Here is a 15,907-nt window from a genome sequence, read left to right on the forward strand (position 1 = left end):
ATCAGGCGCCCCACATGGCGTTCACGATGGTTGCCGCGCCGGCGACGATGGCGATACCCGCCACGACATAGACGACCGTGCGGAAATCCACATAGCCCATGAGCCAGGCAGCACCAATGCCGATCACGGCAAGCGTTGCCATGGCCTTCCCGAGCGGCCCGGTCAGGGTGTTGGCGATGCCGGTCAGAATATTGGTGATCGGGCTCAGGTTGATCGTGCCTGCCGCCAGAGCGGGCGAGGTGGTCAGCATAAAGAGACTGAGCGCCAGCAGAGCACACAGCGCCAAGTTAAGCGCTGAAATTGGCAAAGTATCATTCATAGGGAGTCTCCGTTCAGTCGGGAAAAAACGGCCATGACCTTGCGGACGTGACCGATGGTCTCAAGGTAGGGAGGGATACCGCCGTGGCGCGAAACAGCCTCTGGACCGGCGTTGTAGCCAGCCAGAGCCAGCTCTTTCGTCCCGAAGCGGTCGAGAAGAAAAAGCAGGTAGCGGGCAGAACCATCGAGGTTCTGGTACATATCGTAGGGATTCACGCCGAGCGTTGCGGCCGTGGCCGGCATGAGTTGGCCCAAACCGATGGCGCCGACATGGCTCCGGGCGTCCGGTCGATAGCCACTCTCGATCTCGATGTTGGCGCGAAAGAAGTGATGCCACTCGGTAAGAGACATGCCCGACCTGCGAAGGGCCAGATGACCACCGTACCGCATGGCGGTGCGCTCTATCGCGTCCAGGACTTCCGGACGGGCGACAGGGCCGCGAGGCGCTGTCAGGGTTGACGTATGCCGACCCAGAAGCGTCAACGCGTTGTCAGGAAGGGCAGGGGTAGGCTCGAGCTCCGGCAGAACAGGCTGGCCGTTGCTGCCGAAGTGCCTGGCAAACCCGGAGGCCTGCTGCTGAAACTGGAAAGTCCCGTCCGAGCCGGGCACAAGAACCAGCCCTTGTGCAGTCGAGCGCTCGGGAGAAAGGGCTGCTGCTGCGACAACAGCAGCCGACAGGATCAGGCGCCGGAGCGCCTCATTGTCAGAGCAGTTGTGGTTCCAGAACCAGGCTCGTGCCCGGTTCTGTTGGGAAGGCCACATACGTGAAGCCGAAGCTTGTGACCATGCTGACAAGCCCGCTGATCGTCTTGATCTCGCGATAGCTGACATCATCCATCGGACGAGAACCCTCAGCGCGTCGGCTGAGCTTGGCTTTTTCTCGCGCGGTAATGAGCGGCGCCCAGTCGTTCGTGCTGGGGTCAACCGCCACCAGATACCAGCTTCCGTGCCACTGGTATCCTTTGAGTTCCGGTTTCTTCTGGCAGACGACATGCAGCTGCCAGCCGGATTCCAGCAATTCTTGTAGGCCTGCGCTTGTAACCACATGCTTTGGACGTGTTTGCGTGATGCTCACAGCCAGGCCGTCTCCATGAAAGCAGGCCCGGCATGTCTGTGATGCCAGGTCTACAAAACTATAGTTTTTCCTGCAAGCTATAAATTCGTTTAGCAGGCTCTTGTTGTAATCTGTCTTTGGCTTGAGCGAGGGGCATTTTCAAGCAAGCAGATCTGAAGCCCTAACGGCAGAACAGCCGTAGGCTCCAAGGCCTGGTGACGATGGAAGCGTCCTATCGCCGGTAGAGGGCTGCCACACCGCTGGCATGAAGCCCTTGAGTTTTCGCGCTCCGCACGCATGGAGCGCCTGCGTGGAGCTCAACCTTCATCATGCTGTCGTTGTACGAAAAGGGGCCGAAATCCCAGAGCATTACCCTCCAGGAAGTTTTGGGGTACCGCACCCTCTGCATCGAGAGATGGATGAACCGCTGACACCATCGTCTTGAGCCTTATCCGCGCACCGGACATTCAATGACCTGAAAGCGGCCATCGGCGTTTCCCGTCACCGGACCCAGACAAGAGGCCGGCCAGTTCCAGGATCGTGCCATGCGCAGAAACGCAGGCGACCCTAGAAACAAGATGGATGATGCATGGTGCTCGCGCAGGAAGTCGTTTGCGGTTTCCAGGATCTTGCGTGTGATCGCCTTCGGACCGTTGACGACCATACGGGTGAGTTCCCAGACCCGATCGCTTTCGGGAGGCATCTCAAAGCAAAGGTCGTTCGGAAGGCCAGGCAGAAGTCCCAGATACGCATCCCGGATCATGTACGAATAGCGCAGGCATCCGCCCGTGCTACGTTGATCAGTTCGGCGGAGCCTGGCGCCCCCTACGACCTCATCACCTTGGCAAGCAACGATATAGGTCGTGTAAAAGGAGTCGTATTGCTCGAACTCCAGCTCGTCGGCGTGGAAAAGCGGCCAATCGAGACGGTCAACAAACACTTCCTTGCGCAGCTTCAGGTAAGCCGCCACCAGATGCCAGCGCTTCATGTCCTGAGGATATCGAATGACATGCACGGTCACAGGGGCCGTAGAGCTGTAAACCGCGTCAGTGCGCTCGTCCTGGATCATCATCATCGCTATCACCATGCATAATCGTCGTCGAACCGATGAAGAGACGCATCCCCGCTGAGGTCTTTCCCCAGACACCCTTGTTGCAGATCTGAAGGGTGACAGGCTGCCCCTCAGAAATGGCGGAGCACATGCTGAGCAGATTTTCTGCCATGTCTTGGGTGAACTCGGCTTCTGCCAGGACTTGGACTTTGCTTGGAGCAACGCGCGGGGAGAGGTTCTTCATCAATAGTCTGCTTCCTTTAAACGGGCCTCCTATAAACCGCAGGTTGCAGCCTTGACAGTCTTTGACCAAAAGGACAGACAAATCAGACAAGATGCTGATTTTGCTTGACTGAGACTACTATGATTGAACTTGTGATCCCGAATCACGAAGAGGAACTTGCCCGTCTCGCGGAGATTGGAACATCTGGCTTCGTCATCGGCTTCGGCCTGCGCTTCGGACAGCCGGACTTTTTCTACAACGGCTACCCAGTAGACTGGACAGCCCATTATGAAGAAGAGAACTACTTCTTCGGGGATCCGGTCGCGGCTTGGACAATCGCCCGGACAGGAGTGATCCGTTGGTCGGAGATCAAGTTTCCAGACATGCGGAGTATTATGCCGGAAGCTGCCAGCTTTGGCCTCGTGTACGGAGCAACAGCCGTCACGAAGCTGGAACGCAAACGCTCCTTCATGTCTCTGTCGCGAAGCGACCGTGAACTGAACGATGCGGAACTGGACTACGTTCACGGTCGGATCCAGCTTTGGGCTAAATCCTTCGAGCGCGCCCAGGTGTCGCTCAATGAGGGCGAGTTGCAGGTCTTGAGGATGCTGAAGGACGGTCATACCCAGGCTGAGGCTGCAGCAGCCCTCGAGATCCCTGTCTCAACCTTGAAGTACCGCCTTCAAGGCGCCCAGAAGAAGCTCAAGGCGAGCGGCACGAAGAATACGATCGCGGTCGCCGTTCGGCAGAACTTGATCTGATGTCAAGAAAAATCCTAAAGTTGGCTAATCAGTCTGTCTGAACAGCCAGTTTTTGGCCTTTGCCTTTATTCTTCAAGCAATTGCGGGCAGAGGGAACCGGAATGTCCAGACGGTTCGATCATGCCTGCACCCACTGCCCTGAACAGCCTGCTCCACAAGGATGCCATTATGAGAGCCGCAACCGCGCGACAGGACGTCAGCATCGATGGGCGGGAAGGTTGTGTCTATGAATGGAATACCGGAACGATGAGCGTCGTGTTTCCGCCGGAAGGATGGTCTTTCGATCCTACCCGCTCGAAGCGCATCGCGGCACCGTACAAAAGTGCAGTCGATATAGACGGTTGATCAGGCGTCGCCGCTTCCGTATGCTTCTATAGAATTTCGATTGGCTGTAGAATCGTATGAAGATGAGCCTCACAAGAATCGCGCTCGCAGCCAGCGTTTCTACAATGGCAGCAGTTGTGCCAGCGGCACCCGCTGCTGCTTATCCGATCGACTGTGCCATCCTGCTCTGTTTGGCCGGCGGCTTTCCCGCATCAGTCGAGTGCAGCGCGGCAAAGGCCGAATTGCTCCGCCGCATCACCCCTTGGCCCATCGAGCCGCCCTTGCAGCTTTGGCGTTGCCCGATGGGTGGCGGCGGTGTGAGTCTTCCAAGTGGCGGGGGATCTGACAGTCTGGCTCCGGAAGTCGCAAAGTATCGAGATGCAATCGAACTCTGGTCGCTTTCAAAGCACGTGACGAGCGGCAGCGGAGGACGAGACCTCTACGTCAACGTGGGTCGTTATGGATATGCCCCATCTGGTGACTTCGTTCAGTTTCGGACCAGCGAAGATGATGTGCCCGATTGGCTTGATGAGGAAGTCAGGCGACAGACCGGCAGCACACTGATGAATCACTATGGGCCCGGCTTCAGAAGCATCGTGCTGCGCATGCAGGACTACACGGGAGCCTATTCCACAGAATGGGTGTCCTACTGATGCCCCTGATGTCACGATCCATACACAAAGAATTGCCGCTAAGCCCCTGCTGGCGTAGGCTGTTCGGCAAAATGCCCCAAAGGGGAGGGACGAGCAGAATCAGATAGACCACCAGCCCAAAAGGAAACCCCCCGCGCGGGGGTCCGCACGAGGGGGCTTGGGTTGATAACACAGGTTTGGCGACCTGAATTAGCGGATCATTTCACCTGCTATAGTTAGCTTCCCACTCCCGAAAATCAAGAGCAAAAAGCGCATCTGTGCGAACGGATTACGCTTGCCCGCGGACACCGCGCTTCTTGTAATCGAGGAGCAGCACATGACGACCGATATAGCCGCGGCAAGCGGCGATTTTTTCCAACGCTTGGGCAGCGTTATTGCCCAAGCACGGACAGGCATGCGGTCAAGGAACCGCACACCCGTACGCAACAACTCGCATCGGGCAGGAACCTGCGAGGCGACTTTCTGGCGCAGCACATCGCGCCAAGAGGTTCAGAAGATCATCAAAGCCGCGCAGCGATACGAGCTGCATGGTCGCAAACCCGGCAGGCGAAACGGACCTTTGGGCAGCATCGCATTGGAGGTCTTGGCCCTCTTCGGCAATCTGGTCAGCTTCAAGACCGGCCGCTTGGATCCTTCTCTTGAGTGGATCACCGCCAAACTGAAACGGTCCCGGGATGCCATTGTTCGTGCGCTGAAGGCTTTGCGCGATCATGGCTTCCTTGACTGGCTGCGCCGGTTCGAACCGACCCCTTATGAAGGTCGTGGACCGCAGGTCCGGCAGGTCAGTAACGCTTATCGTCTCTCCGCGCCCAAGCGTGCCTTGGCGCTTCTCGGTCGCTGGTCAGGTCGTCCTGCATTGCCGGATGATGACGAAGTTGCCCGCGAAGGCAGGGCAGCTATGGAAGCCGAGCATGTAGCAACGCTGGATCTTCGCGCGTTCGCCAGTTTCCAGTGCGGTGACTCACCGCTTGGTCAGGCTCTGGCGCAGATGGGCAAAGCAATAGATTTACGCGAGTCTGCCAAGCGGACTGAATCCCCATCTACCTCTATTCTTATGTATAAAGGCACGCTGGACACCGTGCGGCAATAGCACTTCGGTCCTCACACTCAGCTCATGCGGCAACGATGCATGGCTATGAAAATAGCCTATGGCAACCGGACGGCGCCTCAAGATCGTTTCGCATGTGAACTATCAACAAGAGGATAGCGCAACCAGACAATTAGAGCGAGAGATCCGAGGTAACTCGCAGTGTTCTTGATTTGCTCTCCAACTTCGTGCTGACGTGTTGAGGTTCCACATCAGTAGTAGTTGGCCCATACTCTTGCCACACGTCCCAAAGTGGGCGGCAGGTATGTCTTCGGCCAGTCGAGTCGGCTTGGCTCCAAATTCCATGAAAGCAGGGGCGATCATCGTCCCATCCGACATGGTCTATAGCCGGATACCAGCAGACCCCGTTTACAGGAATGCCTGCCCGCCGCGCCGAGATGACCTCATCGAGGACGTGGCGGGCCATTTTGGCTCTGTCTTGACGCTCCGCACTCGTCTCGGCCACAAAGAGTGGGCGGCCATAGCGGACGTGTACATCCTCGAGCAGAAGCGCCAGGGGCCGTCGGCTCGCATCCTCGGGAGCGAGGGCGATACTCGAGCCCGCGGCCCCACAGTCGTACCACTGGTTGAACTGGTAGTAGCAGGCCCCAATGACGTCAAGGATGGGGCGCTCCCCGCCGCCAGCTTCGGCGAGTTGGTCGCGGAAGTCGTACTGCCCGTCATGGAGCAGTCTGGCCGCCTCAGACCTGTCAGGGCGATCCGGATGAGCTAGGACTTGAATTAATGGGTCCGTTACCACGATGCGGGCTTTCGGGTCGACCTGGCGCACCGCCGCGGCGCCAGCTACAAAGGCGCGCAGGAGTTGTGCCTTGAGTTCGTTGCCGCGCCCTACAGCATAAGGGAAGATATGCCCAACCTCTCCAGCCGCCCAGGACAGGTAAGAAGGCTCGTTGATAGGGACGACGTAGATTGGATCTCTGCCCTCCTCTCTCAGCAGCCGCGCGAAGGCTCCGGACAGCCCTGCAAATCGATCAATAAAGGCTGGTGCGAAGACGTCTAGGTCGTCCGGCCACCCAAAGTGGCACAGGTCCCAGATCACCTGCACGCCGGCGGCTCGCGCCGCCTGGACCATGGGCAAAACGCTGCCGAAGTCGTACTGATAGGGGGACCGCTCGATGAGGTGCCAGCGGATACCGTCGCGCACGGTGGTCATGCCCGCCTCGCGCGAACGGACGTAGTCGGCCAGAACGAAGCGGTCGTGCGCCGTTGCGGCCGTAAGGTCCAGTCGGCGCCCATGCGGTGGCTTGTGGCTCGCGCACTCGAAGCCAGCCATGAGGAAGCTCTTGAAAAGGGGCTCAGGCATTCCCGGTCCTCGGCATGTCCAAAGTGTCTTCCCATAGTGCCTCAGAGCCTGTTCGCTGCAACGATAGGACAAGGCGCACCTCTGCAGGCAGGGTCGCCACGTTAACCAGGCTCGCGAGTCGAAAGCCTAGGTCGAAGTGGGCGAGTGTTCGGTCGGCGCCGATCGCGTCCACGCTGATGCTCATTTCGGTCTTGGCTTTGAGATCGGCCGTCTCAAGGTCGTCCTGAAAACCGCCGCCAAGCAGTTCGTCTACTTGTTGACCCTGTGCGATGAGCCTGTAGCCGGAAGCAGGCCTGCCGAGCTTGACCCTAGGGTCGATGGAGGAGGCCCACTCCCAGACGTTGCCAATTAGATCGCTCACGCCTGCCAAGTTGGCCCGCTGGCCGTTCCTGTCGACAGGGGCCGGTGCCGCGCTGCGGTGGTGGATGGCGACGCCAGGTAGGAGCAAAGCGAGCGGCGGCTCCTCTGCCAAATTCCCGCGCCCGAACTCTCGGCCGAGCACCGCAACCTGCCACAGCCGTGGCGAGGGCACGAGCGCCATAGGTGGTCCGCCGAGCTTGGCGTTCAGCCAGTTCCTGTAGGCAAGAACGTCTACGAGGCTCACGCAGGTGACTGGCTGCTCGGGGTCGTTGAACCCCACTGTTCGCCACGGGTAGAACTCGCGCCAATCGTGGAAATTGAAACGATTACCTACGCCCGGAAAGTATTTGCCTGCGGGCTCGGGATGGTCCGTCTCTGTTACGAAGCGCTTGTACTGAGCGTTGGTGACTGGATGCTGGCCGATACAAAGCGCCAATCCGTTTCGCGGCCTCAGTGGCAGGAGCATCATAGTTGACCCGTCCCGCCAAGGAATGCCGTGCGGAGTCCACCGCGGGACCTCGGGGGTGAGGAAGAGGCGGCCGCCCTTAGTCTGGCCGAAGCTGTGAGGAAGGGGAACCAGCCTCTGCTTCCCCTCTTTTAGGTAGCGACCCAGCCCTTCCCAACTCAGCTTGATCCAATGCGTTAGGTCCTCAAACGACAGCCGCTTGTCCTTATCTTGGTCAGCTTGGTCGAAGTCGTCCTTCAGAGCGCGCCGCAGTGCGTCTCCTAGGAACGATCCCCCAAGTTCGGGGAACTCGTTGATTCGCTCCAGGCGGTCGCCGGCCATCAGCATGAGGTAATTGTCGGGACAGGGTTTGGTCGCCTCCTCAACAGGCATGCCCTCACCCCTAGCGCCATGTGCGCCCGCCCCGGCATGACAGCAGTCAAGAACAACAAGCTTGCTCGCAGCCTTGCACCGATCAACGTAGTACAGAACCTGACTTACCCCGACCGAAGCCTCGCGCTCGTCTTTGACTTTTTCTTGCCAAACGAGTTGCAGCTTTCCCTGTTCTAGAACCCCGTGCCCGGAGAAATAAAAGAGGAAGGTATCGTCCGGCGCACAAGCAAGAGTCGCTTTCTCAAGCTCATAGAGCTTTACATGCTTAGCCTGGGCAGGCTTGGGCGATATGACCTCGTAGTTGCACCGTGGCGATCGCAGGATCTCGGTTAGGCGAGCGGCGTCGTCTCGGGCGTACTTGAGCTTGCCTCGACCGGGTAAGCCATTGCACCCATAGACGAAGGCCCGGTGGGTCATGGCGGCGTGTTCGAGGCCGGCGCCTTGCTGCCGGAGGACAGCTTGACCTTGAGCCCCATTAACTCCCACTCGACGCCCGACGTGTGGTCGCGGGGAACCGGTGCCGCCGCCTCCCTTCGGCTCCAAGTGTTGTAAAGGGGTTGTCCGTCATCGCCCTTAATTGGCTTGCCGTCTGCGTCCAGCTGGAGGCTTGTCGTGACTTCAATTGTTTCTGCCCCCTTGCTCGCGGCCAAAGCATTGATAATTTGAACAATGCCTTGGCTGACCGCCACGAATGCGGCTGCGGATGCGAGGATGACAAGAACGAGGTCCTTCTCCCCGCTCTTGGTGGGGTCCGCCCTAAAAGTGCCTTCTACCTCAATGAAAGTACCTTCCACCTTGAGGCGCTTCTTCTGCAACTCCCGGACCAAATCGATCCCGTTGTCGGCGAGCAGCTTCTCGACCTCTGGGTCGGGGAGGATGAAAATGCTGTCCATGGCAATCTTAAAGAAGCCTCTCACATCATGAGGGTGAACCTCTGCCACTTGCCTGTCAATCGTTAGCACAGGCTGCACTAGCTATCTGATTGTCTGGAAGGGGATGGTCCAGCGATACACACCCTGCTGCCTGACTTCCGTGCCACGAACCTAGCCCTGCTTCCGGAAATCAGCGTGGCCTGAGTCTCAGTTGACCGGTCCGATTTGTTTGTCAGTCAGGGGACGGCTAGTGTTACAGACTGGCTCATGATGCCCGAGGTAGTATCGACACGAAGAGCCCACCAAAGACACTCGTGCTGACTGCAGCGAATGCAAGTGCAGTGTGTGCAATCGCCCCTTTGCTGCCGGTCGGCCTGTTGCGCGCGGGTCACCGAAGCGGCCATTCATCCTTGCCGCAGCGAAATGAGCAGAGCGATGTCTTCGAGGCGGACATCCCTGCCACTCGCTGCAATTATTCCAGTGCCCCTCATTGCAGTCAGTCCTCCGAATGCACCCATCCGCGGAGTTCAGGTGGTCGTACCACGGAAGGTCGTAACCAGGAGGTCCAATCAAACTCTGTCTCTTGGACTGGTCAAGCGAGTGGCGGTATGCAGCACTAATGCGTCGATCTGGCAGTACGCGGTGTGCCACGCTAAACAATCGATCAGGGCGGCAGCAGAACAAGTCCAAATAGCGCGGCAGGGAAAGAGATGGCACTCAAGACCACACTCCTTGGACACTTAGTGCGGGAACCGCTTGTTCATTTCACCCTCCTCGCCGCCTTGCTTTTCGTCCTGCTTTCCGGACCAGACGCACCAGAAGCAGTCCCCGATGACAACCGGATCATGATTTCGGCAGCCGAGGTTGATCGTCTGGCGGTTGCCTGGACGCAGCGCTGGCAGCGGCCTCCGAACGAGGACGAACTCGCCGGGATGGTGCGCGAAGCGGTCCGGGAACAGGTACTGTATCGCGAAGCGATGGCGCTGGGGCTTGACCGGGACGACGTGGTGATCCGACGCCACCTACGGCAGAAGTACGAGTTCGTCACCCAGGATCTGGCCTATGACAGGGACCCGGACGAGACGACGCTGCGGGCCTATTATGATGCTCAACCCGACCGTTACGCACAGTCAGCCCAAGTGTCCTTCAGCCACATCCTGTTCAGCACGGATCGACGTGGTGCGGCCGCCGAGGCTGACGCGGCACAGGCGCTGGCGGATCTGCAATCGGCAACTGGGCCAGAGGCTGCGGACCTGCTTGGGGATGCGACGTCCTTGTCGCCGGGTTTCGAGAAGATCAGTGCTGTCGAGGTCGAGGCCATGTTCGGCCCGGACTTTGCAGCCTCGCTTCTGCGACAGGAGGCGGGGCGCTGGTCCGACCCCATCCCCTCGGGCTATGGGCTGCATCTGGTCTGGGTTTCCGAAAGGATTTCCGGTGGACCCATCGCGTTTGAAACGGTGCGGCAGCGCGTGAAGGACGACTGGGTCTATAAACAGCGCGTAGCGGCCAATGAGGCGATCTTTCTCAAGCTGCTGGACCGCTACGAGGTGGTAATCGAGCCCCCTGCGTCGGCAGGCCAGGATGTCGGTGACGGTTCATGATGCGTTGGCTGCTTCTCGCGATCTTCGCGATCTTCAGCCTTGCGCGCCCCTCCGCGGCCCATGAATCTCGCCCGGCCTTCCTTGATGTCCGCGAGTTTGCGGCCGGCCAGTATGAAGTTGTCTGGAAGCGACCGATGCGCGGGGAATATGTCATCGGCTTTACCGTAGGCTGGCCGAAGGTGTGCGCGCCAAGAGTCACGAACGAAAGCCAGGTGCCGGGCGCGTCGATCACCCGGATGCTGCTGGACTGCGGTGAGATGGGGTTGGTCGGCGGCACGATCACGATCGGCCGGCTGCCCGAAACCAGCGCCGAAGTCCTGGTGCGGATCGAGTTTGCCGATGGCACCAACCAGACCCAGCTTCTGCGCCCGGCCTCGCCCTTCATGACCGTCGAAGGCCCGCGCAGCGCCTTTGCCGTGGGAACGCAATACCTGCTTCTGGGCTTCGACCACATCCTTGCCGGGATCGACCATCTTGTCTTTGTCCTTGGCCTGACGCTGATCGTCGGCGGCGGTTGGAGGCTGGTGAAGACCATCACTGCCTTTACGGTCGCCCACAGCATCACCCTTGCGCTTTCGACCCTTGGTCTCGTGCGGGTGTCGCAAGCCCCGGTCGAGGCCTCCATCGCGCTCAGCATCGTGTTGCTGGCCCGCGAGCTTCTCCTGTTGCGGCAAGGGCAGCCGGGGCTGACCTCACGCGCACCGTGGCTTGTTGCTTTCATGTTCGGACTCTTGCACGGGCTGGGGTTCGCCGGTGCGCTGCGCGAGATTGGCCTGCCGCCCGGGGACATTCCCCTGGCCCTTCTGGCCTTCAACCTGGGCGTCGAGGCGGGGCAACTGGCCTTTGTCGCCGCCGTCCTTGTGGTGATGGCCTTGGGCAAGCGCATCTGTTCCAACACCTTGCCAAACTGGCTGGGGCAAGTGCCGGCCTATGCCATCGGCACCGTTGCCGCGTTCTGGACACTGGAACGAATCTTTGCCGCGTGATTACACTTAGCAAAGCCCCGAAAGGAGACGATCATGACGTCGAGGACACTCCGCACTTTCGTGCTTGCCACACTTACCCTCGGCCCGGCGACTCTGCCTGCTTTTGCGCAGGGGGATATCGTTGATACGCACAGTCATGATCCGGCCGGGCTGGACGTCCAGAACAAGAAGCCCCCGTATTCCCCGAACGCCGGGCGCAACTTCCCTGATCGGCCCCTGTTCGGCGAAACGCACCTGCATACCACCCTGTCGTTTGATGCCGGCACCTTCGGGGCCATCCTGGGCCCGCGCGACGCCTATCGCTATGCCAAGGGGCAGGAAATCGTCTCGAACACTGGCCAACCGGTCCGCATATCCCGACCGCTGGATTTCACCGTGGTCACAGACCATTCCGACAACATGGGCTTCTTCGCTGAATTTGCGGCCGGAAACCCCGACATCCTTGCCAACCCGACGGCCAAGGGCTGGTACGATCTGTTCAAGGCCGGTGAAGGTGCCAAAGCGGCGGTCCAGATCATTACCGCCTTCTCGAACGGGACCTTCCCGCCGGAAATCCTGTCGCAACCCGGCACCAAGCTTTATCGCGACACCTGGAAGGATATCATTGCTGCCGCCGAGGAAGCGAATGAGCCCGGTCGGTTCAGCGCGATCATCGGCTACGAGTGGACCTCGCAGGTCGGCACCGGCGACAACCTGCATCGCAACGTAGTCTACCGTGATGGTGGCGATCTCGCGGTGCAAATGGACCCGATGGTGACGCTGGCGCCCTTTGGCAGCCAGGACCCGGTCGATCTGTGGAAATGGATGGGCGCTTACGAAGACAAGACCGGAGGCGACGTTCTGGCCATCGCGCACAACGGCAACCTCTCCAACGGTCTGATGTTCCCGACCATCGAGCAGTTCGGCAAGCCGATCGATGCCGAATACGTCACCCAGCGTGCGAAATGGGAAAAGATCTATGAGGTGACCCAGACCAAGGGGACGGGCGAGGCGCATCCGAACCTGTCGCCGAACGACGAATTCGCCGACTTCGAGATCTGGGACAAGGCCAACCTCGTCGCAACGACGGCAAAGACACCTGATATGCTCCAGTTCGAGTATGCCCGGACTGCGCTGCTGAACGGCATGAAGCTTGAAGCCCAGTTTGGCACCAACCCCTACAAGTTCGGGATGGTCGGATCGACGGATTCCCATCTTGGCTTCTCGTCCTTTGAAGAAGACAACTTCTTTGGCAAGACTGTGTCGATGGAACCGAACGCCGAGCGGATGGAGACACCATTCGTGAAAACCTCCATTGCCACCATCAAGGAATGGGAGGTTGGCGCCTCCGGTTTGGCCGTTGTCTGGGCGACCGAAAACACTCGTGCGTCTATCTTTGACGCAATGGAGCGCAAGGAAACCTACGCAACCACGGGCACCCGCATCACGGTGCGGTTCTTTGGCGGTTGGGACTTTGTCGAGGAAGATGCCAACACCCGGCGCCCGGCGCAGGTGGGCTACACCAAGGGCGTGCCGATGGGCGGCGATCTGGTGAACGCGCCTGAGGGCAAGGCCCCAAGCTTCCTCGTCGCCGCGCTGAAAGACCCAATCGGTGCCAATCTGGACCGCGTTCAGATCGTCAAGGGCTGGATTGACGCCGATGGCAACGCGCAGGAGAAGATCTACGATGTTGTCTGGGGTGACGCCGACACCCGCCAGCCTGGCGCTGAGGGCAAGCTTCCTTCGGTGGGGACCACGGTGAACGTGACTGATGCAAGCTTTACCAACACAATCGGCGATCCCGAACTGATCACCGTCTGGACCGACCCCGAGTTCGACCCTGCGCTGAAGGCGTTCTACTATGCCCGTGTCCTCGAAATCCCGACACCGCGCTGGACCGCCTTTGACGCCAAGTACTTCGGCCTGACCCCGGCTGAAGACGTCCGCATGACCATCACCGAGCGGGCCTACACATCGCCGATCTGGTACACGCCGGCTGGGTGACAGTGACGGAACGCAAGTGACAAGCCATGTCCGCGCTCCGCGCACAGCGGAGCGTAAGGTCTGGCAGAGTCGGAAAGGCGACAAACGCTGGTGGCATGACAGGACAAGGTCGCACTTTGTTGGCCCAGTTGGCCAGCGCCTTATGTCCCGACACTTCGACTCCTAGGTCGCCGACTTCTAGGTTCGTGCCGCGGTGCCAAAGGCTTCACTCCACTCGACATCCTCTTCACAAAAGTCCCTGGCTAGGTACGTCCGGTAGTTGGTGGGTTCAGGTTTCAGCCTGCGCGTTCACCACGATCCTCCGTGATCGATCGTCCACTTTTGCCAGATGCTGCGGAAATCATGCTGCGTTACCGTCAGGCCACTTTCCGCCCTTTGGGGCGATTTCCACTATAGCAAAGGCAATGAAGCTGCACCTGCAACGAATGACCGAAAGGTCTGCATTGCGACCGCTGGCCTCACTGGCTTTCCGTGCCCGTTTCAGCACCTCCAGCCTCCAACGCCCGATAAATCGTCATCCGGGACACGCCGAGGTCTCGCGCGATCCGTGCCTTGGCTACGCCATCCGAGGCCAGCTTTCGGATCCTTGCATCGTCCACCCGCTTTTCCCGCCCCTTGTAAACGCCCTTGCCCTTCGCTGCCTCGATACCGGCGCGCTGACGATCCCGGATGAACTTCAGCTCCATGTCGGCCACCATGCCGAGAACGGTGATGACCATCCGTCCCATGTCCCCGGCCGTGGTCACTTCGGGTTCGAGAACGCGGAGCGAGGCTCCCTTGGCATCCAGCTCATGCACCAGGTTCAGCACGTCGCGTGTGGACCGGCCGAGACGGTCGAGACGATGCACGACCAGTTCGTCACCCCCGCGCAGAAATTCCAGAACCGTTGCCAACTCGTTGCGACCGTCGCGGGATGCCCCGGAGACGGTTTCCGCGCGAATGATCTCGCAGCCTGCCGCCTCCAGTCTGGCTTTCTGGATGTCGAGATCCTGGCTCGACGTGCTGACGCGGGCATATCCGATCCGGGGCATGGGCAATCTGTCACATTAGGGTGATTGAGGTCCTGATACTGTCGCAAAGGCATCTTTGCCACTCATTTGTGACACTCTGGGCCGTCACATTCGGCTGTCACTTGCAGGTGTGCTCAAACGTGATATAGAGACTGATCCAAAGCTCACAGGCGGCAGGACATCGCAGTTGCCGCCTATCCTACCCTCTCTGCGGCGAGTTCTCAGGCAGGCATGTCCAGGTAGAAACCGAAGAGGTTATTCTGGACGCCTGATTTCCTGACACAGTTCTTGGACAAAAAACAAGTCTAGGCAGGGCCTGCCACCTGTCGGCAGCCGTGCCTGGCAGAGGAACGTTTGGGAAACAAATGAGGGTCGTGCGAAGGCGATGCAGATCCGGCCCACTGCGGACGGTCGAACTAGACTTTTGGCGAGGCCTGCATCCCCCTGCGCGCACCACGGTGATCCGACCACGGATTCCATGAACATCCGACCGGCCATTCCAGACCATCCGACCACCCGCTCCAGCCGCATCCGACCAGGCTGATCTGAGCGGGCTCCGTCACACGGAGCGGGTCTGAGGCAGACCACCTGCGCTACCCAGAAGCTGTTGCAACAGCGGAAGAAGGGGCGCGATGAGGAGACTGCCGATGAGGAAGATCGAGGACGTGCTGCGCCTGCATGCGCAGGGAATGTCGACCCGGCGGATCGCACTTGCCACCGGCGTCGGCAAGACAACGGTCATCGAGTATCTGCGCCGCGCCGCGGTGGCTGGCTTGTCCTGGCCGTTGCCCGAGGGCCTGGACGAGGAGGCACTGGAACGGCGGGTGTTCCCGCCTCCGCCCCCCTTGCATGGCCGCCAACTCGCCGCTGCAGACTGGGCGATGGTTCATCGCGAACTGAAGCGGTCGGGCGTCACGCTGGCGCTGCTTTGGGACGAGTATCGGGGCCAGCACCCCGACGGCTATGGCTACTCGGCCTTTTGCGAGCATTACCGCCGCTGGGTCGGGCGCCTTTCGCCGGTGATGCGCCAGCGCCATGTCGCAGGCGAGCGGATGTTCGTCGACTACTCGGGCACCCGGATGACGGTGATCGACCCGGTGACCGGCGCGGTCCGTCCGGCGGAGATCTTCATCGCCGTCATGGGCGCCTCGAACATGACTTACGCCGAGGCGACCTGGAGCCAGGCGCTGCCGGATTGGATCGGCGCTCATACCCGCGCCTTCGCTGCACTTGGCGCGGTGCCGGCGCTGGTGGTCTCCGACAACTTGAAGTCCGGCGTGATCCGGGCCTGCTTCTACGAGCCCGAGATCAACCGCAGCTACGCCGAGATGGCGGCGCACTATGGCACCGCCATCCTTCCGGCGCGGCCCTACAAACCGCGCGACAAAGCCAAGGTCGAAGGGGCGGTTCTTCTTGCTCAGCGCTGGATCATCGCGCGACTGCGCAATCGCCAGTTCTTCAC

At 59.9% G+C, this 15,907-nt stretch carries 16 protein-coding genes and 1 pseudogene; 8 read left to right on the plus strand and 9 right to left on the minus strand.

All coding sequences use genetic code 11. From position 1 onward, the window contains the following. Position 1: 1 nt before the first annotated feature. From OU682_RS15090 to OU682_RS15110, 5 genes are all read right to left on the minus strand, one after another. Positions 2–319: a TrbC/VirB2 family protein gene (locus OU682_RS15090; RefSeq protein WP_268942992.1), complete on the minus strand. Its 318-nt coding sequence runs from the start codon at positions 317–319 to the stop codon at positions 2–4. Further along, on the minus strand, positions 316–936 hold the full coding sequence (locus tag OU682_RS15095) for a lytic transglycosylase domain-containing protein (protein WP_268943011.1): 621 nt from the start codon (positions 934–936) through the stop codon (positions 316–318). Before OU682_RS15095 ends, OU682_RS15090 begins: the two co-directional genes overlap by 4 nt. Positions 937–1,021: 85 nt before the next feature. Continuing rightward, positions 1,022–1,393, minus strand: a complete 372-nt coding sequence (locus tag OU682_RS15100) for a hypothetical protein (protein ID WP_268942993.1) — start codon at positions 1,391–1,393, stop codon at positions 1,022–1,024. Positions 1,394–1,820: 427 nt separating this feature from the next. Beyond that, positions 1,821–2,447 carry an acyl-homoserine-lactone synthase gene (locus tag OU682_RS15105; RefSeq protein ID WP_268942994.1) on the minus strand — a complete coding sequence of 209 codons (627 nt, stop codon included), beginning with the start codon at positions 2,445–2,447 and terminating at the stop codon, positions 1,821–1,823. After that, complete coding sequence (locus tag OU682_RS15110) at positions 2,419–2,667, minus strand: hypothetical protein (protein WP_268942995.1); 249 nt, start codon at positions 2,665–2,667, stop codon at positions 2,419–2,421. The genes OU682_RS15105 and OU682_RS15110 overlap by 29 nt, the downstream gene beginning before the upstream one ends. 119 nt (positions 2,668–2,786) lie before the next feature. On the opposite strand from OU682_RS15110, the gene OU682_RS15115 reads away from it, so the two are divergent. From OU682_RS15115 to OU682_RS15130, 4 genes are all read left to right on the plus strand, one after another. Then, complete coding sequence (locus tag OU682_RS15115; RefSeq protein WP_268942996.1) at positions 2,787–3,407, plus strand: helix-turn-helix transcriptional regulator; 621 nt, start codon at positions 2,787–2,789, stop codon at positions 3,405–3,407. A gap of 168 nt (positions 3,408–3,575) precedes the next feature. Continuing rightward, positions 3,576–3,752 carry a hypothetical protein gene (locus tag OU682_RS15120; protein WP_268942997.1) on the plus strand — a complete coding sequence of 59 codons (177 nt, stop codon included), beginning with the start codon at positions 3,576–3,578 and terminating at the stop codon, positions 3,750–3,752. A 62-nt stretch (positions 3,753–3,814) separates the two neighbouring features. Then, positions 3,815–4,384: a hypothetical protein gene (locus tag OU682_RS15125; protein ID WP_371832258.1), complete on the plus strand. Its 570-nt coding sequence runs from the start codon at positions 3,815–3,817 to the stop codon at positions 4,382–4,384. A gap of 316 nt (positions 4,385–4,700) precedes the next feature. Beyond that, complete coding sequence (locus OU682_RS15130; RefSeq protein WP_268942998.1) at positions 4,701–5,474, plus strand: helix-turn-helix domain-containing protein; 774 nt, start codon at positions 4,701–4,703, stop codon at positions 5,472–5,474. A gap of 130 nt (positions 5,475–5,604) precedes the next feature. Here the strand turns inward: OU682_RS15130 and OU682_RS15135 are convergent, their stop codons facing one another. The 3 genes and pseudogenes from OU682_RS15135 to OU682_RS15145 all read right to left on the minus strand — a co-directional run bounded on the left by OU682_RS15135 (position 5,605) and on the right by OU682_RS15145 (position 8,886). Next, a complete protein-coding gene (locus OU682_RS15135; protein WP_268942999.1) occupies positions 5,605–6,795 on the minus strand; it encodes a glycoside hydrolase family protein in 1,191 nt (396 codons plus the stop codon). Between the two features lie 205 nt (positions 6,796–7,000). Beyond that, positions 7,001–8,410, minus strand: a pseudogene (locus tag OU682_RS15140) (SUMF1/EgtB/PvdO family nonheme iron enzyme); the annotation flags it as partial. Then, a complete protein-coding gene (locus tag OU682_RS15145; RefSeq protein WP_268943001.1) occupies positions 8,407–8,886 on the minus strand; it encodes a hypothetical protein in 480 nt (159 codons plus the stop codon). The pseudogene OU682_RS15140 and the gene OU682_RS15145, both read right to left, overlap by 4 nt. A 689-nt stretch (positions 8,887–9,575) precedes the next feature. Between OU682_RS15145 and OU682_RS15150 the strand changes: the two genes are divergently transcribed. The 3 genes from OU682_RS15150 to OU682_RS15160 are packed head-to-tail and all read left to right on the plus strand — an operon-like array spanning position 9,576 to position 13,435. Then, positions 9,576–10,466 (plus strand): peptidylprolyl isomerase, encoded by an 891-nt coding sequence (locus OU682_RS15150; protein ID WP_268943002.1) that lies wholly within the window; start codon positions 9,576–9,578, stop codon positions 10,464–10,466. After that, positions 10,463–11,452 carry a HupE/UreJ family protein gene (locus OU682_RS15155; RefSeq protein ID WP_268943003.1) on the plus strand — a complete coding sequence of 330 codons (990 nt, stop codon included), beginning with the start codon at positions 10,463–10,465 and terminating at the stop codon, positions 11,450–11,452. The genes OU682_RS15150 and OU682_RS15155 overlap by 4 nt, the downstream gene beginning before the upstream one ends. A 33-nt stretch (positions 11,453–11,485) precedes the next feature. Then, positions 11,486–13,435: a DUF3604 domain-containing protein gene (locus tag OU682_RS15160; protein WP_268943004.1), complete on the plus strand. Its 1,950-nt coding sequence runs from the start codon at positions 11,486–11,488 to the stop codon at positions 13,433–13,435. A 458-nt stretch (positions 13,436–13,893) separates the two neighbouring features. Here the strand turns inward: OU682_RS15160 and OU682_RS15165 are convergent, their stop codons facing one another. Next, positions 13,894–14,466, minus strand: a complete 573-nt coding sequence (locus OU682_RS15165; RefSeq protein ID WP_268943005.1) for a recombinase family protein — start codon at positions 14,464–14,466, stop codon at positions 13,894–13,896. Between the two features lie 626 nt (positions 14,467–15,092). Here OU682_RS15165 and istA point away from each other — a divergent pair. Then, positions 15,093–15,907: IS21 family transposase (istA, locus tag OU682_RS15170; RefSeq protein WP_268943006.1), on the plus strand; the 815-nt coding region annotated here is incomplete at its 3' end.

The sequence above is a fragment of the Paracoccus benzoatiresistens genome (assembly GCF_026913015.1).
Classification (GTDB): domain Bacteria; phylum Pseudomonadota; class Alphaproteobacteria; order Rhodobacterales; family Rhodobacteraceae; genus Paracoccus; species Paracoccus benzoatiresistens.